This is a genomic window from Pseudomonas marincola (assembly GCF_900682675.2).
Lineage (GTDB): Bacteria > Pseudomonadota > Gammaproteobacteria > Pseudomonadales > Pseudomonadaceae > Aquipseudomonas > Aquipseudomonas marincola.
The window spans coordinates 3,947,408-3,969,227 of the sequence record NZ_LR215729.2; the positions used below are offsets into that span (position 1 = coordinate 3,947,408).

Sequence of the window (21,820 nt, forward strand, 5' to 3'; positions counted from 1 at the left end):
TAAATCGCAATCACAACGAATTACAATTACTAATGATTCGCATTTGACAGAAATTTAAATTAGTATCACGTCCTATCAAATACCCGTATCCCCTATTGGCACACGTTGTCATTCAGCCATCTGGAGCTTTCCATGCTTGTCCACATACCTGCAGTCTTCACCCGCGACGAAGTCCTGCGTATTCGCGAGGCACTTGAGGCGGCGCAGTGGGTGGATGGCAAAGTCACGGCGGGTTACCAGTCGGCGCAAGCCAAGAACAACATCCAGTTGCCCGAAGGCAGCCCGCTGGCCAAGGAAATCAGCCAGGCCATGCTTGAGCGGCTATGGCAAAACCCGCTGTTCATGTCTGCCGCCTTGCCCAACAAGGTCTTCCCGCCCTTGTTCAACTGTTACCGCTCTGGTGACGATTTCGGCTACCACATCGACAACGCCGTGCGGCAGGTCAAGGGCTCTGCTGAACGCGTGCGTACGGATCTGTCATCAACGCTTTTCTTCAGCGACCCGGATGAATACGACGGCGGCGAACTGACCATTCAAGACACCTACGGCGTGCAACAAGTGAAATTGCCCGCTGGTGATCTGGTGCTGTACCCGGCAAGCAGCCTGCACAAGGTGGCGCCGGTTACCCGTGGCGCTCGTTTTGCTTCGTTCTTCTGGACCCAGAGCCTGGTCCGCGAAGACAGCCAGCGCGCCTTGCTGTTCGAGATGGATAACGCTATTCAGCAGCTCACCCAGGATGTGCCCGATCATCCGGCACTGACCCAACTCACCGGCAGTTATCACAACCTGTTGCGCCGCTGGGTCGAGGTTTAAACGCTGTGGACTATGTGCTGCGCCGCCGCGAGCCAGAAGCATCCAACACCTCTGACGCAGCAGTAGCCGACAACCCACGGCAAACTGCGCAGTGGCTGCTCGCCTGCGCCGCTCAAGGCGAGCTGGAAGCACAAGCGCTGCTCGGCCAGATATTGCTCGATGGGCATGGTATTCAGCGCGATCCGGCATTGGCCCGGCGCTGGTTTTCGATTGCCGCTGCGCGCGGTCACTCCATGGCCATCAACATGCTCGGCCGTTGCCATGAGCATGGCTGGGGCGGCGCGACGGACTTGCCTGCTGCGCTGAACTGCTATCAGTCAGCGGCAGCAAAGGGGCTGGATTGGGCCATGTACAACCAGGCCAATTTGCTTGCTACAGGTCGCGCCGGCGTGGTCGATTTAGCACAAGCATTCTGCCTCTATCAGCAAGCCGCAGAGCTGGGCCATGCCAAATCAATGAACCTGCTCGGGCGCTTTTATGAGGAAGGCACGGTTGTTCTCGCCGACCCGCAAACAGCCCTTGAATGGTTCCGCCGCTCGGCAGAAGGTGGCGACTTCCGAGGCCAATTCAGCTACGCCGGAAGGCTGCTGGAACAAGGCGACCTGACAGGCGCAATCAGCTGGTTCAACACTGCACTGGCGACGGGAAACTTGAATTTTTTACGCAGCGCCAGCCGCACGCTGCAGGGGCTCAACCATCCTGAGTTATACGACATCAGCCAGCGTTATGCACAGCGGACAGCGGAATTAGAGTCCAGCGTCTGAAACCTGTGCAGAGCCCGAAGATCTAAGCCTGATCAGGCTGCATGCAGCGCAATCAAACATTTCAACTGCGACAAAATACTGTGCGCGGACGTCGCTCAATCTGCCGACTGTCTCTGCTCGCACCAAGCGCAATGGGCAGGCGGCGCGCCGCCTGCCCATCACCTGATGACCGAGCCTTACACCTGCGCCTCAAGGTTTTTCTCACACAGTGAAGCGGCAAAGCGGGCGATGCGCTGGCATGCGTCACGCAGAGGCGCTTCGCCCAGCACCAGACCGAGGCGGATATGGCCGGCGGCGCTCGGCCCGAATGCCTCGCCCGCCAGCACCGACACGCCGCATTCATCAAGCAGTTGATTGGAAAATTGTTGAGCGGACAAACCCGTCTCACGAATATCAACCATCACAAACATCCCGCCATCGGGCTTCAATGCGCGAATGCCCGGGCAATCTGCCAAACGCTCACACACCAGATCGCGGCGCTGACGATAAGCCTCGCGCATGGCGACCAGCTCCGGCAGTTGCGCGTCAAGGGCAACGCACGCAGCGTGCTGGACGAAATCCGGCAAACCGTAAAGCATGCACAAGGCCAGGTTGGTCAGGTGATCGGCCAACTCTCGCGGCGCGACGACCCAACCGACTCGCCACCCAGTCATGGCGTGCGACTTGGACAGGCTGTTGATCGTAGCCGTGCGTTCAGCCATGCCCGGCAAACTGGCCGGGCTGATATGCTCGCCTTCGTAGAGTAATTCGCTGTAGACCTCATCAGAGATCAGCCACAAGTCATTGCCAATACACAGTTGCGCCAGTGCTTCCCACGTAGCCTTGGGCAAGCTGGCACCAGACGGGTTATGCGGGCTGTTGACAGCAATCGCGCGGGTGCGTGGCGTGATCAGCGCCGCAACATCTTCGGCCTGCAGGCGAAAGCCATTCTCGGCACGCACAGGCACCGGTATTACCTTGGCACCACAAGCACCGAATACGGCCTCGTAGGTGACATACATCGGCTCGGCGACAATCACCTCATCACCAGGGTTGAGCACACACTGCGCCACACTGAAAAGTGCGCACTGGCCGCCCGCTAAAACCACCACTTGCTCAGCCTCAACATCCGCTCCGCTGCGCTGGTTATGGCGCGCGGCAATGCGCTCACGCAGCAACTGGTTGCCGCGCACTTCGGTGTAGTGCGTGTGGCCATTGTTGAGGCTGTCGATGGCGGCCTGAACAATCGGTTGCGGGGTGTCGAAGTCCGGGTCACCCACAGACAACAGCAATACATCTTCACCCTGTTCCTGGCGCGCCAGCGCGCGGTAGTGAATGTCCCATGCTGCTGCGCCTTCACCGGCAATACGTCGAGTCACATCAGAAAATCGCATCATGCTCTCCCGCCTGCGCTTACTGCGCGCACGTGTGTTTGAGTTCAATCAGGGTCACGCCTGCATGGGCAAAACCACTGTGTAAATCAGTTTCCAACTGCGCCAGGCTTTGTGGCTCGCGCACTTCACAACCGAAGGCACGCGCCAGCGCTGCGAAATCCGGATTACGCGGCAACACACCTATCGGCTCGATATCCAGCCCGAGCATGTCGTCACGAATCTGCCCCAGCGCATCGTTGTTCCACAGCAGCACCACTAGCGGGCTGTCGAGTTCCTCAACCGCCGTGGCCAACTCTTGTGCGGTGTAGAGAAACCCGCCGTCGCCGACCAAGACCAGACCGGGCCGTTGCGGGGCGCCAAACTTGGCTCCGATACCGGCAGGCAAGCCATAGCCGAGCGTGCCGTAACCGGTTGGATGCAACCAACTGCGTGGCTGCGAGCTGGCAAACGCATAGTTACCGGTGTAGGCCAATTGGGTCATGTCGGTGCTGATAAATGCATTAGCAGGCAAAGCGGCCTGCACCCGATCGAGAATAGCCTGATGAATTTTCTGCAAGGGGCCATGCGAGGCTTTGACCGCCGCCTGTACTGTGGCCACGGCATCCTGCGCCTCGCCAGAGGCAGCGTTTGCGTCAGGCAGTTGTTCAACAAGCGCGCGCACTGTGTGCTGCGAATCCCCTTGCAACGCCAGCGCGCAGGGATAGAAATCGTTGAACTTGCGCGGGTCGATATCCACACGAATAAGCTCGCCAGTCAGCGGTAACCGCTCACGCCAGAAATCGGTGTCGGCCATTTCAGTGCCGACAGCCAGCACGACATCTGCTTGCGCAATCAGCTGCCAGCCTGCTTCAGTGCACAAGGTCGAACCGGCATTAAGCGGCTCATCCACGGCCAACAAACCTTTGCCGGCAACGCTGGTAAACACCGGCGCGGCTAAACGCTGGCTCAGTTGCTGTACCTCGGCCCCCGCATTCAAGGCTCCGCCACCGGCAATAATCATCGGCCGCTTGGCCGCCGCTAATTTGGCCGCTGCGGCTGCCAGCACCTCAGTCGCCGGCACGCCGCGCGTCGGACGCCGCACCACCTCAGCGGTCCAGTCACGGGCAATCGGCGCTGCCAGCACATCCAGCGGCACCGAAATATGCACAGGCCGGGGCCGCTCGCTGTCGAATACCGCGTAAGCACGGGCGATCAGCTCGGGCAGGTCTTCCGGCGTTAGCGCCACGGCCGAAAACGCCGTGATAGGTGCTGTCAGCGCACGCTGATCCTGAGTCTCGTGCAGGCAACCCCAGCCCTTGCCCAAGCTGGCCGTATGGTTGACGCTGGAAATCACCAGCATTGGAATCGAGTCCGCATAGGCCTGACCGATTGGCGTCGAGGCGTTGGTAACACCGGGGCCGGTAATCACAAAGCAGACGCCTGGCTTGCCGGTAACACGGGCGTAACCATCGGCCATGAATCCAGCACCCTGCTCGTGGCGAGTGAGTACGTGACGAATACCGCTGCCGGGCAAGCCTCGGTAAAGTTCGAGTGTATGCACGCCAGGGATACCAAATACGGTATCGACCTGATAGTTGGCCAGCAGGCGCACCAGCGCTTGCCCCCCGGTTAATGTGTCTTGAGTTTGCATCAAAAAATCCTCTTTGCTACGCATAGCCGTAGCCAAACGAGCGCCGCTGTTAAACCGAATAGCGCACCCGACGTTAAAGCTGCACAACCAACAATGGCCCGACACTCAACATGACCGGGCCATTGCAATGTGCGCGTGGTTAGCCTGGGCTGAGCGCGGGGTTGTTCAACGCCTGCGCATCCGAGCGATCATTTTCCGGCGCGTGCAACGGCATGATCTTGATGCAGAAGATGCCGTAGATCAGCGCAATGATGGGGTTGATCCAGTTGAAGAACGCAAACGGCGCGTAAGACAGTGTGGCGACGCCCAAGGTGGCGGCCATGTATACCGCGCAGGCATTCCACGGAATCAGCGAAGACGTTACCGTGCCGGCATCTTCGATGGTGCGCGACAGGTTCACGGCTGCCAGCCCACGGCGCTTGTACTCTTCTTTCCACATTTGACCGGGCAGCACCAGCGACAGGTACTGATCGCCGGTCAGCACATTGACCCCAAGGCTGGTTGCCAGCGTGGCGCCGATCAGCGCACCGACCGAATGCACGCTGCGCACGATCAGGCTCAACAGGAAGCGGATGAAACCGATGCGCTCAAGCACCGCAGTCATCATCATCGAGCAAAACACCAGAAACGCCATAAACACCATCCCGGCCATACCGCCACGGCTGAGCAGGCTGTCGACAACCTCGTTGCCGGTTTGTGAGACAAAGCCGGTGGCCATTACGGTCCACAACGCTTTAACCACCATGAGCGGATGCGCCAGCTCACTTTCACCCATAAAGCGTTCAATGACCGGCATCTGAAACAGCACGGCGAACACACAGGCCAACACACTGCACAGCATGATTGCCGGGAATGCCGCGACTTTACGCACCGACAAAGTCAGCAGTGCCACCAGCGGAATAAGGTTGTACCAGGCGATATTGAACGAACTGGCCAGCTGCGCCTTGAGCGCCTCGACATTGGCAACCGAATCACCGTGTACATCGGCTTTCAACGCCAGAATAGAGAACAACACCAAGGCGATAATCAAGCTCGGCACCGACACCCAGGCCATGTGGCGGATATGGTCGAACAGATCCGCTCCGGCCACTGCCGGCGCCAGATTGGTGGTTTCCGAAAGCGGCGACATCTTGTCACCAAAATAGGCCCCGGCAACCACAGCACCCGCGGTAATTTCAGGCGACAGACCGAAGCCGTGCGCGGTGCCCATCAGGCCGACACCGATGGTCGCAGCGGTGGTCCAGGATGAGCCGATGCAGATCGATACGATCGCGCTGATGATGCAGGCCAATGGATAAAAAAAGCCGGGAGATAGCAGACTCACTCCCGCATAGAGCAGTGTTGGCACTGTACCGGCAATGATGAACGAGCCGATCAGGACACCGATAGAAAGAAAGATGAAAATGGGTGCAATGGTTTTCGAGTTGGTGGCGATCACCTCGCGTTCCAACTGCTCCCAGCTGATGCCGTTTTTCATGCCGATGAGCGCCGCAAAGCAGCCCACCATAATCAGCGCGAGTTGCAATGGACCCGACATGGGATCATCGAAAAGGCTAAGAGAGCCCGCGATCAGCGCCAGTAAGACGCCAGCGACCAACACAGCGTCGATCGCAGAAAAGTTACGCAGCTTCATTTTTTTATCCCTAATACTCGTCAGGTCTGTTGCCTGACCTCCACTTCAAGTATTCACGGGAGATGTAAGCGCCGATTGACCGCAATGAAAGGACATGTAAGAAGTCGTAACGGCTTTGTTACAAGTCCATCAGCTTGTTGCGTGCAGCGCTAACGGCCGCTGCCGTATGTTGCAACAACAGCCTCAATGGCTCGCGCGCAGTTGTGCATGCTGGCCCATCCTCGCGCTCTGCGGCCGCTTCAATCGTGTGCAGCGTATCAGCCAAATGTCGTGCACCCAGCGACTGGCTGGAGCTGGCCAGACGGTGTGAGTGCGCAACAATCTCGGGATAATCAAGCACTGCCAACGCATCCAGAAGGCCATCGGCCTGCTGCAAGCTGGTTTGCAGGAGTGCCAACAAGTGCTCCAGTTTTTTATTGCCGAGCAACTGCTGATGGGTTTCCAGCACATGGGAATCCAGCGCGGCCTGATCGGGCCCGGCGGGCTTGCATTGCGCGACGTCGGCCAGCGCCTGGCGTAAACCTGGCAGCTGCACCGGCTTGGCGATAACTCCGCGCATGCCTGCATCCAGATAACGCTGGACCATGGCCGGTTGCAGGCTCGCGGTAAATGCATAAATGGGCGTGTTCTGATTGAGCCCTTGCGGGTCTTGGCGCATCTGCTGACAAACACCAATGCCACTGCCGCCGGGAAGATGTTCATCGAGCAGAATCATATCGAAGAGATGGCGCTGGCATGCTTCAAGCGCCGGAACAACATCATCCACCATCGTCACCCGATGCCCCTCACGCTCCAGCAGCCCCTGCGCCACCTCACGGTTGATTTCGACATCTTCAACCACCAGCACATGCAGTGATGCAATTGACTGTGCAGGCTGCGAATTGGCCGGTTCACTCAAGGCCTGGCGGGTAATCGGCAGGCACAGCTCAAAGTAGAAACGACTGCCCTCGCCTTCACGACTCTGCAGAGTGATTTCACCGCCCATCAACTCGACCAGATGTTTGCAGATCGCCAACCCCAGACCAGCACCACCGACGCGCTCATCAGCCTGAACGAAACGCTCGAATATGTGGGTTTGAATCGCTTCGGGAATGCCGATCCCATTATCTTCCACAGCAAAGCCCAGCCGCTGATTGCCATCTTCCCAGCCCAGCAACTCAACGTGCAAATGCACACGTCCGTGCTCGGTGTACTTGATGGCATTGGCCAGTAAGTTCGTCAGCACCTGGCGAATAAACTGCTCAGGGCCCACGCAATTGCTGTGCAGGCGCGGGTCGATAGTCAGTTGCAGACGGTTGTGATTGGCGTGTGCGTTGGGCTCAAGCAAGGTGAAGACTTGCTCGCACAATTCGCGCAGACCAAATTCAACCGACGAAGCCCGGGCCTCGCCACTGTCGAGCGTGGCAAAGTCGAGCAAATCGTTGAGCAACGCCAGCAATCCTTCGCCCGCTTTCTGCAAGGCGCCCAGCCTGCGCTGCGGCAACTCGCCAACAGTGGCCTCGTGTAGCAACTCGGCCATGCCCAGAATGCCATTGAGCGGCGTGCGCAACTCATGGCTCATGGTCGCGAGAAACCGTGACTTGGCCAAGTTGGCAGCCTCAGCCTCTTCCTTGGCCCGGTACAAACTGGCAGTACGCCGCTCGACCATGCGCAGCAGTTCGTCCTTCTTGCCTTGCAAGGTGATTCGGTCTGCCTCGCTACGGCGGCGATCCTCAACAATCGCCTGACGCATTTCATCGAGGGCGCGGGCGACCGCATCGATTTCGTCCTCAACTGAATTCAGCGTCTTGTCGAGTTGCAGCGGCTGCTGCCATTGGCCCTTGGCGAGTTTGCGCGAGAACTCGGCCATCGCCAGCAAGTGCCGGGTCACCAATCGGTAGAACAACCACGACAAGGTGATTGCCAGCCCACAAATGAACAGTCCCATCCACAGCAGATTGGTCAGCCCGCTGGCTACCAGTCGCCGGTGTACCGCTGCGATATCAATGCCGACTTCAAGTGTTCCGAGCGCGCGCGGCGCCTGGTTCTCGACCTGAAAGCTAAGGGGAAACTGGTCGACCTGAACCGACTCAAGCTCCAGCTTGCTGCCGTGGGTTATGTTGAAGTCATTGCTGGAAAGACGTACCCAGGTGATATCAGGGAAATCAACCAAACCCTGCAACTGCACTTCAAGCTGATTGCGATTGAGGTCCCACACGCTGCGCTCGATGCTGGCTTGATAACCATTGCGGATCAATTCCAGACGTGAGGCGATATTGCTCATTTCACGCTGGTATTCGAAGTACATTTGCACGGCACTGGCCAACAAGGTGAAGCACAGGCTGAACAGCAAGATGAACCGCAGCAACCGCTGCGACACGCCACCAGACGGGGTAACTTCAAGCGCAATCATGGTGCTGCCTGCATGGCCCGGTAATCCTTTTCACTGTCTTGCAGCCATTGCTCGACCTCCCCGGCATCCACAATCCGCTGCAATTCTTGGTCAATTTCGGCCATGTGCGCCGCTAACGGCGAACGTTTGGAGACGGCAAAATACAAGTGATCCACAGCAACTGGCACCGGCAACACCTGAATGTTTTCGGCGCCAGCAAGGTGCTCGACGAACAACTGCCCCGTTCTGCGTTCCTGGGCAATGAAGTCGATTCGGCCGCGCACGAGTTTGCCGAAGTTCTGCCGGTTGCTGGTGACCCACTCGATGTTGCCGTTCTCGGCCACAAACTTGTCGAAGGCCTGCCCATAGCTTTCACCGAACAGCAATCCGCCGCGATAACCCTTGAGATCTTCAAGTTTGTTCACTGTGAGGGGTTTATCACTGTTGTAGAACAGCGCCACCTCTTCGCGCAGTAAAGCGACCTGACTGAATAACAGGTCTTTTGAACGCCCCTCAGTGCGGTAAGCGATGACCATATCGACTCGCCCTTGAGCGACGTCAGTCAAGCAGCGCTTCCAGCTGCCCAATACAACCACTTCAACCGGCATACCCAGGCGGGCGAAGACTTCACGCACAGCATGCGGGGCCAGGCCACGGACTTCACCTGAGTTGTCGCGCCAGGAAATAGGTGGATAAACCGGGTAATCACAGTAACGAATGGTCGCCATTGGCGAGTCGGCGGCCGGAGCCGGTTCAGCCGCGTTTGCCGCCAGCGCAGGCATCAAAGCGATGAGCATGGAGAGGCTGATAAAAAGCCGGCTCATTGGCGGCTGCTAACGTCTGAGCTAAACAGATAGCCCGCGCCATGAATGGTGATAATTAACTGAGGGTCCGCCGGATCGTCACGCAACTTGCGCCGCAGTCGACCCACCAGCACGTCGATGGAACGGTCATTGGGCACCCATTCGCGATTACGCACCTGGTCCATCAACTGATCGCGACTCAAGGTCTGGCCGGCATTGCGCAGCAACGCGCTGAGCAATTGAAACTCGCCGTGCGTGAGCAGGTTTTCATGGCCTTCGGCGTCGATCAGGCGACGGCGGTCGATGTCCAGCGCCCAGTCACCGAAGTATTTGATTTGCCGGCCCTCTTCGCTGCCAGCCGCCTCTGACTCGAGCGATTGCGCATGGCGAACGCGACGCACCAGATTCTTTGCCCGCGGGACCAGTTCACGGGGGTTAAAGGGCTTGACCACATAATCATCGGCGCCCATTTCAAGGCCGACAATGCGGTCCACCGCATCATCGCTGCCGGTGATCAGAATGATGCCGACTTCACTGCGTGCGCGCAGCTCACGGGTCAGGGTCAGGCCATCCTTGCCCGGCAAGCGGATATCCAGCATCAGTAAATCAATCATCTGCTGTTCAAGGATTGTCTCTGCTTCTTCAGCGGTTTCGGCGCAAAGCACTTCATAGCCATCACGCTCCAGATAAGCCTTTAACATCTCGCGGATGACCGGATCGTCATCAACAATCAGGACACGGGGTGTCGCCATCATCATCTCGCCCTCGTCGCCTCATGGTGCGATGATTATAAAAGGTATCGCTGTTCCATCAGCTTGCCGAGTGGCGCGCAAAGCGACCGTCCTGCCTGCAATGCGCCACGCCTGCGAATTGCAGTGGCAAAGGCAGGCGTGCGCTAGCGGCGGGCAAATATTGAAATTGCTGAGCGCCAGTGTGAAGCCAGTTTGTTGCCACTGCAGCTTTGTGGGGCAGTAACTCTACAGCAACAGCCAAGCCTACTTAAATGATTTAGCCCGGCCATCGCCCCGTCAGGCCACAACGTGCTGGCGCAGACGGCTCTGGCTGCGCGTTTCAGGCCCGCTCAGCAGCCCGCCACAGCAGACCTACCCTTAAGGGGAATGGGCAAGCGGCCGGGTCATGGTCAATATGACCCCACCAACCAATTCGAAAAAAGAAAAAGGTGGGACTTAGTTTGAATAGAACCTTCGTTGCAATTTTCAGTATGGGCCTGGCTTTCAGCCCACTAACCAACGCTGCAAGTGAGACCAAGCCAAACACCCTGCACCTGTATAACTGGTCAGATTACATTGGCGAAAACACCATCAGCGACTTCGAGAAACAAACGGGAATCAAGGTCGTTTATGACACGTTCGATTCCTACGAGTCGGTTCAAGGCAAGCTGTTAACCGGACGCTCCGGCTACGATCTGGTACTGCTAAACGCCGCTTTAACCCCGCCGTTGATTGAGGCTGGAGCCTTCCAGAAGCTCGACAAAAACCAGCTCAAAAGCTGGGATAACCTTGACCCGCTAGTCCTCAAAAATCTGCAAAGCTACGATCCGGGCGTCGCCTACTCAGCGCCTTATACCTGGGGCAGCAATGGCGTTACCTACAACGTCAAAGAAATCAAAGAACGCATGCCCGACGCCCCCATTGGCTCACTGGCCATGATCTTCGACCCCAAAGTGGTGTCGAAATTTGCAGACTGCGGCGTGACCATCACCGACTCCCCGACCGATGTATTACCGCTGGCGTTGAAGTACCTCAACCGCGACCCCAACAGTGCCAGCAAAGAAGACCTCAAAGCCGCCGAAGAAGTAATCTCAGCAGTACGCCCTTATATCCGTAAATTTGACTCAGTCAGCTTCCTCACAGGTTTAGCCAATGGCAACCAGTGCATGGCGATGACATGGTCCGGCGATTACGCCACAGCCCAGGCCCGCGCAGACGAAGCCGGCTCCGATGTGAAGTTGGATTACTTCATTCCCAAAGAAGGTTCACTGATCTGGTTTGATGATTTCTACATCCCGGTCGACGCACCCAATCCCGGCAACGCGCATAAATTTCTCGAATTCTTGTTGCAGCCCGAAGTCATTGCACAAGTCAGCAATCACATCCATTACGCCAATAGCAACAAGGCCGCAACGCCGATGCTAAAAGCCGAAGTCCGGGATAATCCGGCCATTTATCCAGACGACGAAACACGCGCCAGACTATTCACACAGCGACCTAAATCGCCCGCAGAAATACGTCGAATTTCCCGTACGTGGAACACCATCAAAACCGGTTACTAATCGCCACGGAGCTTCTGCGCAAGAAGCTCCAGCTAACCGCACGCTGAACTGAGGTAAAGACATGACAACTCCAACACCTGCCTTCTTTGAGCAATTTGACGACGAAGCGCTGGTTGCTGCCGACAAAGCGCACTACATGCACGGCTACCATGTGTTTGACGACCATCGCGAAAATGGCGCGCTGAACATCGCCGCCGGTGATGGCGCCTACATTTACGACACCAAAGGTAATCGCTACCTCGACGCAGTGGGCGGAATGTGGTGCACCAACATTGGTTTGGGCCGCGAAGAAATGGCCGATGCCATTGCCGACCAAGTGCGCAAGCTGGCGTACTCCAACCCGTTCTGCGACATGGCCAATGTCACCGCGATTGAGCTGAGCGAAAAACTTGCAGAGCTGGCACCCGGCGATCTCAACCATGTGTTTCTGACCACCGGCGGCTCAACCGCGGTCGACACGGCTTACAGGTTGATTCAGTTCTACCAGAACTGCCGCGGCAAGCATGACAAGAAGCACATCATCAGCCGTGTTAATGCGTACCATGGTTCAACCTTTCTGACCATGTCGCTGGGCGGCAAAGCGGCGGATCACCCTGCCGAGTTCGACTTTTTACAGGACAAGATTCACCACATCTCTTGCCCGAATCCTTATCGCGCCCCCGAAGGCATGACCGAGGCCGACTTCCTCGAGTTTCTGGTTAATGAATTCGAAGAGAAAATTCTCAGCATTGGCGCGGATAACGTCGCGGCTTTCTTCGCCGAGCCAATCATGGGTTCGGGCGGCGTAATCATCCCTCCTACCGGCTATCACCAGCGGATGTGGGAAGTCTGCAAGCGCTACGACGTGCTGTATGTCGCCGATGAAGTGGTCACCTCCTTCGGCCGTCTGGGCGCATTTTTCGCCTCGGATGAAGTGTTTGGCATGCAGCCAGATATCATCACCACCGCCAAAGGCCTGACCAGTGGCTATCTGCCGCTGGGCGCGCTGATCTTCTCAGATAAAATCTGGAACGAAATCGCCCAGGCGGGTCAGGAGCGCTGCTTCGCCCACGGCTTTACTTACAGCGGACACCCGGTCAGTTGCATCAGCGCGTTGAAGAACATTGAGATTATCCAGCGCGAAAAACTGCTGGACCACGTACAGGACGTGGGCAGTTACCTGGAAGAGCGCCTGCAGACTCTGGCAAGCCTGCCGCTGGTGGGTGACGTTCGCTGCAAAAAGCTCATGGCCTGCGTCGAATTCGTGGCGGATAAGCGCACCAAGGAACTGTTCCCTGAAGCGCTCAACATTGGCGAAAAAATCCATTTGAAGTGCCAGGCTCGCGGCTTGTTAGTGCGCCCAATCGTGCACCTCAACGTGATGTCGCCGCCGCTGACCATTACCCACGCTCAGGTTGACGAGATTGTCGAAACCCTGCGCGAAGCCATTGAGCAAACGGCCGAAGAGTTGCTTAAAGACGGCAGTTACGCTGGCAACTAAACCGTCACACGTAAAGGCCTGCCAGCAACCACTGCCAGGCCTGTTGCCGCGATACGGCAGGTTGTTTTGTAGCAGTATTTTGCAGGTTATCAGGGCAGTCAGTAGACTGCCCGCATGAACACTAAAGCCTCGCGTCACCCTTCCCTCACACCCAGCCTTGGTTTTCAGGCCTGGAACGTCAGCGTGGCCCAAGCCGTGGCCAACGTTGCGCAGGCCAATTTCCCCGCCTACCTGGACGCTGCACTCAGCAGTTTATTGCCCATCGAATGCGTACTTCTGGGCCTTGAATGCAAAGGCCAGCCGCCGCAGCCGATCTATCAACGCGGCATTCCAGAGATTTACCTTGAAAACCTCACCAGCCGTTATTACGCGCGCGGCTACTTGCTCGACCCTTTTTGTCTGGCGATTGAAAACGGTTTAGCCCAGGGCTTTTATCCACTTGCCGAGATTGCGCCGGATAACTTCTTCAGCAGTGAGTATTACAAGAACTACTACCTCAAATGCGGGGCAGTAGAAGACAGCCATTACATCATCGACCTGGATGATCAGCGCAAACTGTCGTTATGTGTTTATCAGGGCTGCAGTGGGTCGCGCTTCAGTAAGTCGCAACTCAATTTACTCAGGTCTGCAGAACCGCTCGTGCGCGAATTGTGTTTGCAGTTTGACCGCACAGGCGGCCTTGCCCAATGCCTGCCTGACGAGCATGCACCAAGTAATTTGAGCCGGCATATTCGCGCCGCATTCATGAGTTTCGGAGGCGATGGCCTGACCGATCGTGAGCGCGAAATCGCCCACCTGTTGCTGCGGGGGCACTCGGTAAAATCCAGCGCCAAGGTGCTGGAAATTTCACCGCAAACCGTGCGCATGCACCGCAAAAATCTCTACACCAAGCTTGCCGTCAACTCGCAGGCGGAGTTGTTCGCGCTGTTTATTGACTGGCTGACGCGCTATTAGCCCAGGCCTTTGCAGCCAATAGCGCGTCGCCAATCAGTGGTGCTGTGAAGGCCGGCGTGACGGATTAACCGTTACCGAACGGCGTAGCTGACCTCGACCTCGTCACCGATTACCGCCGGGTCAAACGGCGCTCTGGCAAACACCCGCCGTAACATCGGCTCGAAGTGGCTCAGTGGCGGTGTTGGGTAGTTTGGATCAAACGACTTCTGATCCCACTTTTCGCAAAAGTCCACGCAGCTCTGATAGAACGGATGATTCTTGTAGCGATCCCGCTCATAACGGTCACCGCCGTAGTGGTGCGCGTAGTAGTAGTTTTGAAACAGGCCGTGATGGTGAACAATCCACGTGACCTCACTGCGCACGTATGGGCGAATAATCGACGCGGCATACTGCGAGTGATTGTAGGGCGCGAGGCTGTCGCCAAGGTCGTGAAGCAGCGCGCCGACAATCATGTCTTCGTCCGCGCCATCAGCCTCAGCTCGGGCAGCGCTTTGCAGCGAGTGCTCCAGACGGTTGACCTGATAACCGCTGAGGGTCTCAGCCGTTTGCTCCAACGCCAGCAGAATCCGGTCTACTAGGCCTTTGTTGTAGTCAGTTTCGAGCCGCTCAAGGAGGTGATACTCCTCGGCAGTACCCGCCTTCATTTCAATGAAATTAACGCGTTCCATTATTCTTGTCCTGCTGTGCTGGAGAGTAGCTTGTAGGTGCTGGCGAAGCGTTCCTTGGGGCCATCCAAATCGATGTAACAGCCCTGCAAGTGGCGATGCCCCTCGCTCGAGTCGTAGCTGGTCCGGCCGTGCAGCACGCGGCTGTTATCAAACAGCATTAACTCGCCGGGCTCGAGGCGAAACTGGATTTCGTTACGGCTGTCGACAAACAACTCGCCAAGGCGCTGGCGTGCCCGGTGATAGGCGCGCAACTCAGCCACAGGTAACAACGGCAAACCATCCAGACGTGGGCTGTAATGCACGCCTAAGGTATTACCGCGTTCATCGGTACTGATAATCGGGCGCTTGCTGCAAAGCTCCGTGCCTTTGTCGACAAAGCGGAAATTCACCGCTGTATTGCACAACAACGCATAGCCTTGGGGGTCCTCTGCAGCGAGTTGGCTGACCACATTGACGCTGTCGACCAGCGTCGACAAGCCGCCGGATGTCTGGTTGACCAGGCAATGTAAAAGCTGAATGCCAGGCACCGGATTACGGTATGGGTTGTCGGTATGCGGGCCTAAATGCACCGAGCGATACGCCAGATCATTGCCGTCTGGTCGCGAGTACACCTCGAAATAGCGGCCAAAGTTGGTTTCTTTGACGTAACCAAACTTGCGCGCCACATCAAGAATGCTTTCAGGCTCGGTGGGCACATCGTGAACAATCACGAACCCGTATTTCAGGTAGACCGTCAGGGCATCAAGGAAAGCTTGCGGCTGGTCCAGCGTCTGCCAGTTGGCGCGCACCGCGCTGCGATCCAGATCGCTGCCCCAAGCCTGCGCCTGCGGGAAAATCGAGTGACCGACAATTTCATCGACCAAACCACGAAAATCATACAGCGCGCGGTGTCCGTCGGTGAACGCGAGCCACGCCTGCTCTTCGGCGACAGGTTCGAGATGAGTAAGATTGATCAGCGGATCAATGCCATGAGAATTAAACAGCCGCTGCTGGGTCATCTCATCGAGTTGCTGCGGCTCGCGGCTGCGCTCACGCAACCACAGAACCGGAATATCAAATACACCGACTTGCGAACTGAACGTAACGGTTGCAGCTGCTTCATCGTGGGAAAACGAAACATTGCTCATGGTGAGCTCCTGCCGATAGTGGCGAATGGCATGGTTCAGGTTCAGCAAGTGCGCTGCAGGACCAGAATGCGTGACAACAACTCATCACGATCCATGTAGCAGCCACGCAAGTGACGCATGCCGCTGGTCTGGTCAAACGCATTACGTGCGTGCATGGTGCGGCGGTTATCGAAGCACCACATTTCACCGGCAGCCAGACGATGGCTGACAATAAATGCAGGGTCGCGGGTCAGCGCGAAGAAGCGCCGGTAAGCACGGTAGAAGGCTGGCATGTCTGCACCGGCCACATCGAACGGTGCCCGCAGCCAGTTGGCCAGACGAATCTCGCTGATCTCACCACGCGCATCCAGACCAATAATCGGCGCATAGCTGCGGTAGTCACTTTGCGGCGCCTTGTTGCGGAACGACACCGGCACTTCTGTGAGCAGTTTGAAGTCTTCCGGGGACTGCTCGCGAACAGCTTTGGCAATCGCAAAACCGTCGACAAAGGTGCTTTCGCCGCCAGTTGCATCGTTGACTAGGCAATGCAAAAACTGCAAACCCGGCTGTAACTCACGAGTCGGCAGATCGGTATGCGCCGGCAGTTGCAGCGAGGTGTAGGCATTGCTGTTAACAGCCTCAACCTTGGTGCGCACTTCGAACAAGGTGCCGAAGTTACTTTCGCGGATGAACGAAATGCGGTGCGCGACCTGCTCCATGATGTCTTCGGTGGTGGGCATGCCCGTCATCAGCGTCAAGCCCGTGTCGCGCACGGCCAACAGCCATTGCAACAGTGCCTGGTCTTCGCTCATCACCGCTTTGTAATCAAAGGTCGGAATCGCCAGATCAGTCTTCCACACGTTTGCAGTACGCAGCGTTTGTTGGCGCTCCTGGCGGCTCTCCGAGTCATAACTGTGGGCACGCAGCCAACCTGTGCCATAGGCACTTTCGTGGCCATCCTGCCAGCGCACCAGCAGCTCGTCGCCTTTCAACTCGGCCGTCTCGGCGCGCAAGTCTTCCGGCACATCAATGATTTCAAATATCTGCTCACGCGTGCCCGGATGAATGCACTGCGGGCACGGGCAGTTATCGCGCAACCACAGAAAGTGGTAATGGCTGACGCGTTTATCATCCCACTCAACCTCAATGCCATCACTCTGCAAGCGTGATGTCAGTGCCCGGTTAAGCACGGGAAAGTCGCGCCAGTCGGCGGAGAAATTTTCAAGTTCGGCTTGTTCGATTGCGCTCATGATGACACTCCCTAGTATCGATGCCGATTACCAAACCGGCGGCGTATGGCGTTAGGCGGATGGCTTCGGTGCCGGCAGGCCGATGCGTCGGCCTATGCTTCCTTGCGTTTCCAAGGCTTGATCAGCCTTGGCCATAAGAGCCACGGCAGACGCTACCGTCGGTGCCAGTGGCGTGGCTTTGGGCCCACTCATGTCGACGTTGAGCCAAAGCTGTTCTGCAGTCGCCAACGGCGGCTGTTCGCCCTGCAAATGCAGCGAGAAGTTCAGGTGCAGGCGCTTGGCGTCATACGCGATGATTTGCCCGCGCACCTCAACGACCTGATCAACCTTGACCTCACGCAGGTACTGCACATGGCTTTCAAGGGTGAACATCGAATGGCCGAGCTGTTCGCGCCCTTCTGGCCCGAGACCGATCTGCACCATCAGCTCGTCACCGGCAAAGCTGATGATCAGCAGGTAGAACGCATCACGCAGATGGCCGTTGTAATCGGTCCATTCGCTTTGCACCGGGCCCGACCAGAACACCGTGGGTAGATTGCTCATATTGGCTCCTCAGTCTTCGATGCCATGGCGCGCTTTAACAGCGGCAATGGTGTCTTGAATGGATTGCAGGCAGTCATCGCGATAGCGCTCCAGCGCGGCTATATCACGCCCTGCCAGCTGCTCTTCGGCACCTGAAACCACACGATCAAGCAGGGTCTCGCTCAACTCTGGCGCCTCAAGATAGGTCCACGGCAGCTTGAGGGCGGGGCCGAACTGCTGCATGAAGTGGCGCATGCCGGACTTGCCGCCTGCCAGCGAGAAGGTCATGAATGAGCCCATGAATGCCCAGCGCAACCCGCAGCCATAACGCACGGCGTCATCGATTTCGGCGGGCGTGGCCACGCCGTCATTGATCATGTGCAACGCTTCGCGCCACATCGATTCCTGCAAGCGGTCGGCGATGAAACCGGGCACTTCATGGCGCACATGCAACGCCCGCATGCCCAGTTCGCTGAAGATGCAGCGGGCTTTTTCCAACGTCGCCGCGGAGGTTTTTTCACCGCCGACCAACTCAACGAGTGGCAACAGGTAAACCGGGTTGAATGGATGCACGACCAGGCAACGTTCCGGGTTCACGGCATCACGATAGAAGTCGGTTGGCAGCAGGCCCGAGGTCGAAGAACCGATGATTACATCCGGCCGCGCCGCTGCACTGATGCGCGCATGCAGATCGATTTTCAGCTGCAGGTTTTCCGGCGCACTTTCTTGAATCAGATCAGCGTTGGCAACGCACTCTTCCACCGTGTCCACCATGCGAAAACGCTCAAGGGATGCACCCTCGGCGAGCCCGGCACGTTCCAGCGCGGGCCATGCACTGGCAATCCGCTCGCGCATATTCTGCTCAGCGCCAGGGCCCGGGTCCCACGCCACTACATCCAGGCCGTAAGCCAGTGCACGGGCTGCCCAACCACTGCCGATAACGCCACCGCCGACCAGGGCAATGGTCTTGATTTCACTTAGCATCTCATTCTCCGGGTGCGCGCAGGCGCTTCCCGGAAAACCGGGAAGTCCTGAGGTCATTACGTTCTGTATCAGTCGGTCAGATCAGACCAGGTTCAGGGTTTTACGAGCCTGGGCTGGAGTCTGCGGGCTCGCGCCCATGCGCTGCATGAGTTCAATCACGCGCTCAACCAGCTTGCCATTGCTGGCGTAAACGCCTTTGTCGAGCCAGATGTTGTCTTCCAGACCCACACGTACGTGGCCACCCAGCAGCATCGCCTGCGCCGCCATTGGCATCTGCATGCGACCAATGCCGAATGCCGACCACTGATGGCCGCCCGGCAGGTTGTCGACCATGGCTTTCATGGTCGAAGTGTCCGCTGGCGCGCCCCACGGAATGCCCAGGCAAAGCTGGTACATCGGATCTTTGATCAGGCCTTCTTTGAGCATCTGGTTGGCGAATTGCAGGTTGCCAGTATCGAAAATCTCCAGCTCGACCTTAACGCCAAGCTCGGTGATGCGCTTGGCACCCGCGCGCAGCTGGGCCGGCGTGGCCACATAAATAGTGTCGCCGTCGCCAAAGTTGAGCGTGCCGCAGTCCAGCGTGCAGATGTCTGGGCGCAACTCTTCAACATGCACCAGGCGCTCCAGCGGGCCGACCAGATCAGTGCTTGAACCGAACTTGAAAGGCTCTTCACCCGGCCCGATTTCCAGATCACCGCCCATGCCGGCGGTCAGGTTGACGATGACATCGACATTGCTGCTGCGGATGTGCTCCATCAGCTCGCGGTACAACGCCGGATCGCGGCTCGGATTGCCGGTTTCAGGGTCGCGCACATGGCAATGGACGATGGTCGCGCCAGCGTTGGCTGCCTCAATTGCCGAGTCCGCGATCTGCTTGGGCGTCACCGGAATAGCGGGGTGCTTGCCAACAGTGTCGCCGGCACCGGTAATTGCACAGGTTACGATCACATCACGATTCATTTGGGGTCTCCGAAAATTGTCTGAAAACGGGTGATTTACGGCTCAGGGAGCTTCGTTCATCACCAACGAGAGGCTTTCATCGCCAGCAAACGAGGTCACACCGGCGAGCCAGCTTTTAACCAGTTCCGGGTGTTCATCGATGAACGTCTTTGCGACATCCATTGGCTGGCCGCGCTTGAGCAGCTTCACCATCATTTCTGCTTCCTGCTCAGCGGTGAAATGAATGTTGCTCAGCAGTTTGTAGGCATTCGGGCACTCGTCGGCATATCCGGAGCGAGTCACCGTCCAAACGGTGGCTTTGCCCTCTTCCGGGCCCATAAGGCCGTCGCTGCCAGTGAGGTAGGTGAGGTCCATGTCGATGTTCATCGGATGCGGTTTCCAGCCAATGAACACGATGGCGTCTTTACGCTGATTGGCGCGCTTGACCGCGGCCAGCATGCCGGCTTCACCGGACTCGATCAGCTTGAAATTTTTCAGGCCGAAACGGTTGTCGCTAATGGCTTGCTGCAGGCGCTTATTGATATTGGTGCCCGGATCAATGCCGTAAATGCGACCATCGAGCTCATCCTCGAAGCGGGCAATGTCGGCAAAGGTCTTCAAGCCTTTGTCGGCCAACCACGTTGGCACCGCGAGGGTCATCTGGCCGTCGGCCATGTTCGGCGTGGGCATGATCTGCACATCACCTTTGTCCACGAACGGGCCGACGATTGCGTTTGAAGACGGGCTCCAATGGCCCATAAACGCATCGACTTGCTTGTTGCGCATGCCCGAATAAATCATCTGCTGAGCGGCGATGGTCTCTTTGCTCGTGTAACCTAAACGCTCAAGCACGGTTCGGGTTACGGCCGTGGTGGCGATGACGTCGGTCCAGCTCATCAGCCCGATGCTGATGTTTTTGCACTGCGCGGGCTCAGCCGCTTGAACGTTACCAGCTGCCAAAATCAAAGCAGCGCACCCCATCAGGGATTTGAAAGGTTTTGTAGTTATCAAGTTAATACTCCGGCAAGGCTGATCGGAGACAGTCAAAACGCAAAAGGTGCTGCATTAGGGGGGTATATCTGTCTGCACGCTATATCTGGTGCGCTCAAAAGGTGCGCAAGCCAGTCCACTCTGTCGGTGGCAGAGGCAAGATTAGGGGCGTACACGAAACGAAAACCGCAGCTTCGCGACATCGAATCTGACTAATGCGACATCGCCACACCAACATGGCAACCCTTTTGCAGGCTGTCAGCCACCACCAACGGAGTATGCGGATGAGCCAACTTTTCAACTTTCTGCTATTGCCCGGCTTTTCCATGATGGATTTTTCGGCGGCCGCAGAACCGCTGCGCTCGGCCAACAGAATGGGCGGAGATTTATACCGTTGGCGCACGCTCAGCCAAGACGGCCTTCCCGTCGTTGCCAGCAACGGCATGTCGATTGCCGTGGATGCGCCACTGCTGGACCTGCATGAAGACGAAGTCCTGTTCGTGGTTGCCACCTACGAACCCCTCGCCCACATCCAACCCGCACTGATGCAATGGTTGAAACGTCAGGACCGCGCAGGCGTAACCTTGGGCGGAATCGACACCGGCGCTTTTGTGCTGGCAAAAGCCGGACTGATGCGCGGCTATCGCATGACGGTGCATTGGGAAGCGATTGACTCACTGGTCGAGAGTTACCCTGATCTCGATGTGCGCCATGCGTTATTCGAAATAGACCGGCGCCGGATCACCTCCGCAGGCGGCACCGCCTCCATGGACTTGATACTCGAGCTGATCGCTCAGGGCCACGGCCGCGAGCTGGCTCAGCGCGTGTCCGAGCAATTCATTCACGCCCGAATTCGCCCGCGCAGTGACACCCAGCGTGAAGATGTTGTGCAGCGTTACACCCTGGACAACCCAAAGCTGCAAGCGGTGATTGAACGCATCGAACTGAACATTGAAAAAAATATCGATGTGGATGAACTGGCCAAAGGGGTGGCCATAACTCGCCGCCAACTCGAGCGCCTGTTTCGCACTTACCTGCATGAATCGCCAGCGGCTTTTCGCCAACGCTTGCGCCTCGACAAGGCCCGCCATCTGTTGCAGCAAAGCGATTTGAGCATCCTGCAAATCAGCATTGCCTGCGGTTTCGATTCACCGTCCTATTTTGGCCGCTGCTACCGCCAACGCTTCAATCGCACCCCACGCCAAGACCGCACAGTAATGACCGGCACAGCCCGGCAAAATTGACAT

At 57.4% G+C, this 21,820-nt stretch carries 19 protein-coding genes; 6 read left to right on the forward strand and 13 right to left on the reverse strand.

From position 1 onward, the window contains the following. The first annotated feature begins 132 nt into the window (after nt 1–132). Both PMYSY11_RS18225 and PMYSY11_RS18230 read left to right on the forward strand, forming a co-directional pair. Entirely contained in the window at nt 133–813 is a 681-nt protein-coding gene (locus PMYSY11_RS18225; RefSeq protein WP_090509652.1) for a Fe2+-dependent dioxygenase, read from the forward strand. Nucleotides 814–818: 5 nt separating this feature from the next. Continuing rightward, entirely contained in the window at nt 819–1,577 is a 759-nt protein-coding gene (locus PMYSY11_RS18230) for a tetratricopeptide repeat protein (protein WP_150547645.1), read from the forward strand. A gap of 176 nt (nt 1,578–1,753) precedes the next feature. Here the strand turns inward: PMYSY11_RS18230 and PMYSY11_RS18235 are convergent, their stop codons facing one another. The 6 genes from PMYSY11_RS18235 to PMYSY11_RS18260 form a co-directional block, all read right to left on the reverse strand. Further along, entirely contained in the window at nt 1,754–2,950 is a 1,197-nt protein-coding gene (locus tag PMYSY11_RS18235) for a pyridoxal phosphate-dependent aminotransferase (RefSeq protein WP_150549607.1), read from the reverse strand. Nucleotides 2,951–2,969: 19 nt separating this feature from the next. Beyond that, nucleotides 2,970–4,580 (reverse strand): 5-guanidino-2-oxopentanoate decarboxylase, encoded by a 1,611-nt coding sequence (locus tag PMYSY11_RS18240; protein WP_150547646.1) that lies wholly within the window; start codon nt 4,578–4,580, stop codon nt 2,970–2,972. A gap of 139 nt (nt 4,581–4,719) precedes the next feature. After that, nucleotides 4,720–6,213: a Na+/H+ antiporter NhaC gene (gene nhaC / locus PMYSY11_RS18245; protein ID WP_150547647.1), complete on the reverse strand. Its 1,494-nt coding sequence runs from the start codon at nt 6,211–6,213 to the stop codon at nt 4,720–4,722. 118 nt (nt 6,214–6,331) lie between these two features. Then, on the reverse strand, nt 6,332–8,605 hold the full coding sequence (locus tag PMYSY11_RS18250; RefSeq protein ID WP_150547648.1) for an ATP-binding protein: 2,274 nt from the start codon (nt 8,603–8,605) through the stop codon (nt 6,332–6,334). Further along, a complete protein-coding gene (locus PMYSY11_RS18255) occupies nt 8,602–9,408 on the reverse strand; it encodes a substrate-binding periplasmic protein (RefSeq protein WP_150547649.1) in 807 nt (268 codons plus the stop codon). Before PMYSY11_RS18255 ends, PMYSY11_RS18250 begins: the two co-directional genes overlap by 4 nt. Next, on the reverse strand, nt 9,405–10,142 hold the full coding sequence (locus tag PMYSY11_RS18260) for a response regulator (RefSeq protein ID WP_150547650.1): 738 nt from the start codon (nt 10,140–10,142) through the stop codon (nt 9,405–9,407). The genes PMYSY11_RS18255 and PMYSY11_RS18260 overlap by 4 nt, the downstream gene beginning before the upstream one ends. Before the next feature lie 467 nt (nt 10,143–10,609). Between PMYSY11_RS18260 and PMYSY11_RS18265 the strand changes: the two genes are divergently transcribed. The 3 genes from PMYSY11_RS18265 to PMYSY11_RS18275 all read left to right on the forward strand — a co-directional run bounded on the left by PMYSY11_RS18265 (nt 10,610) and on the right by PMYSY11_RS18275 (nt 14,114). Continuing rightward, on the forward strand, nt 10,610–11,680 hold the full coding sequence (locus PMYSY11_RS18265; RefSeq protein ID WP_150549608.1) for a polyamine ABC transporter substrate-binding protein: 1,071 nt from the start codon (nt 10,610–10,612) through the stop codon (nt 11,678–11,680). A 61-nt stretch (nt 11,681–11,741) separates the two neighbouring features. After that, complete coding sequence (locus tag PMYSY11_RS18270; RefSeq protein WP_090509638.1) at nt 11,742–13,160, forward strand: aminotransferase; 1,419 nt, start codon at nt 11,742–11,744, stop codon at nt 13,158–13,160. A gap of 114 nt (nt 13,161–13,274) precedes the next feature. Continuing rightward, a complete protein-coding gene (locus PMYSY11_RS18275) occupies nt 13,275–14,114 on the forward strand; it encodes a helix-turn-helix transcriptional regulator (RefSeq protein WP_150547651.1) in 840 nt (279 codons plus the stop codon). 71 nt (nt 14,115–14,185) lie between these two features. On the opposite strand, the gene PMYSY11_RS18280 is transcribed toward PMYSY11_RS18275, so the two are convergent. The 7 genes from PMYSY11_RS18280 to PMYSY11_RS18310 form a co-directional block, all read right to left on the reverse strand. Next, nucleotides 14,186–14,782 carry an HD domain-containing protein gene (locus PMYSY11_RS18280; protein ID WP_172970633.1) on the reverse strand — a complete coding sequence of 199 codons (597 nt, stop codon included), beginning with the start codon at nt 14,780–14,782 and terminating at the stop codon, nt 14,186–14,188. Next, nucleotides 14,782–15,909 carry a TauD/TfdA family dioxygenase gene (locus tag PMYSY11_RS18285; RefSeq protein WP_069898065.1) on the reverse strand — a complete coding sequence of 376 codons (1,128 nt, stop codon included), beginning with the start codon at nt 15,907–15,909 and terminating at the stop codon, nt 14,782–14,784. The genes PMYSY11_RS18280 and PMYSY11_RS18285 overlap by 1 nt, the downstream gene beginning before the upstream one ends. Nucleotides 15,910–15,950: 41 nt before the next feature. Then, a complete protein-coding gene (locus tag PMYSY11_RS18290; RefSeq protein ID WP_150547653.1) occupies nt 15,951–17,138 on the reverse strand; it encodes a gamma-butyrobetaine dioxygenase in 1,188 nt (395 codons plus the stop codon). A gap of 51 nt (nt 17,139–17,189) precedes the next feature. Continuing rightward, entirely contained in the window at nt 17,190–17,681 is a 492-nt protein-coding gene (locus tag PMYSY11_RS18295) for a thioesterase family protein (protein ID WP_150547654.1), read from the reverse strand. Nucleotides 17,682–17,690: 9 nt separating this feature from the next. After that, a complete protein-coding gene (locus tag PMYSY11_RS18300) occupies nt 17,691–18,644 on the reverse strand; it encodes an L-carnitine dehydrogenase (protein ID WP_150547655.1) in 954 nt (317 codons plus the stop codon). An 81-nt stretch (nt 18,645–18,725) separates the two neighbouring features. Continuing rightward, nucleotides 18,726–19,604 (reverse strand): 3-dehydrocarnitine:acetyl-CoA trimethylamine transferase CdhC, encoded by an 879-nt coding sequence (gene cdhC / locus PMYSY11_RS18305; RefSeq protein ID WP_069898069.1) that lies wholly within the window; start codon nt 19,602–19,604, stop codon nt 18,726–18,728. Between the two features lie 42 nt (nt 19,605–19,646). Continuing rightward, nucleotides 19,647–20,564 carry a glycine betaine ABC transporter substrate-binding protein gene (locus PMYSY11_RS18310; protein ID WP_150549609.1) on the reverse strand — a complete coding sequence of 306 codons (918 nt, stop codon included), beginning with the start codon at nt 20,562–20,564 and terminating at the stop codon, nt 19,647–19,649. A 293-nt stretch (nt 20,565–20,857) separates the two neighbouring features. On the opposite strand from PMYSY11_RS18310, the gene PMYSY11_RS18315 reads away from it, so the two are divergent. Beyond that, complete coding sequence (locus PMYSY11_RS18315) at nt 20,858–21,817, forward strand: GlxA family transcriptional regulator (RefSeq protein ID WP_069898071.1); 960 nt, start codon at nt 20,858–20,860, stop codon at nt 21,815–21,817. The last annotated feature ends 3 nt before the right edge of the window (nt 21,818–21,820 follow it).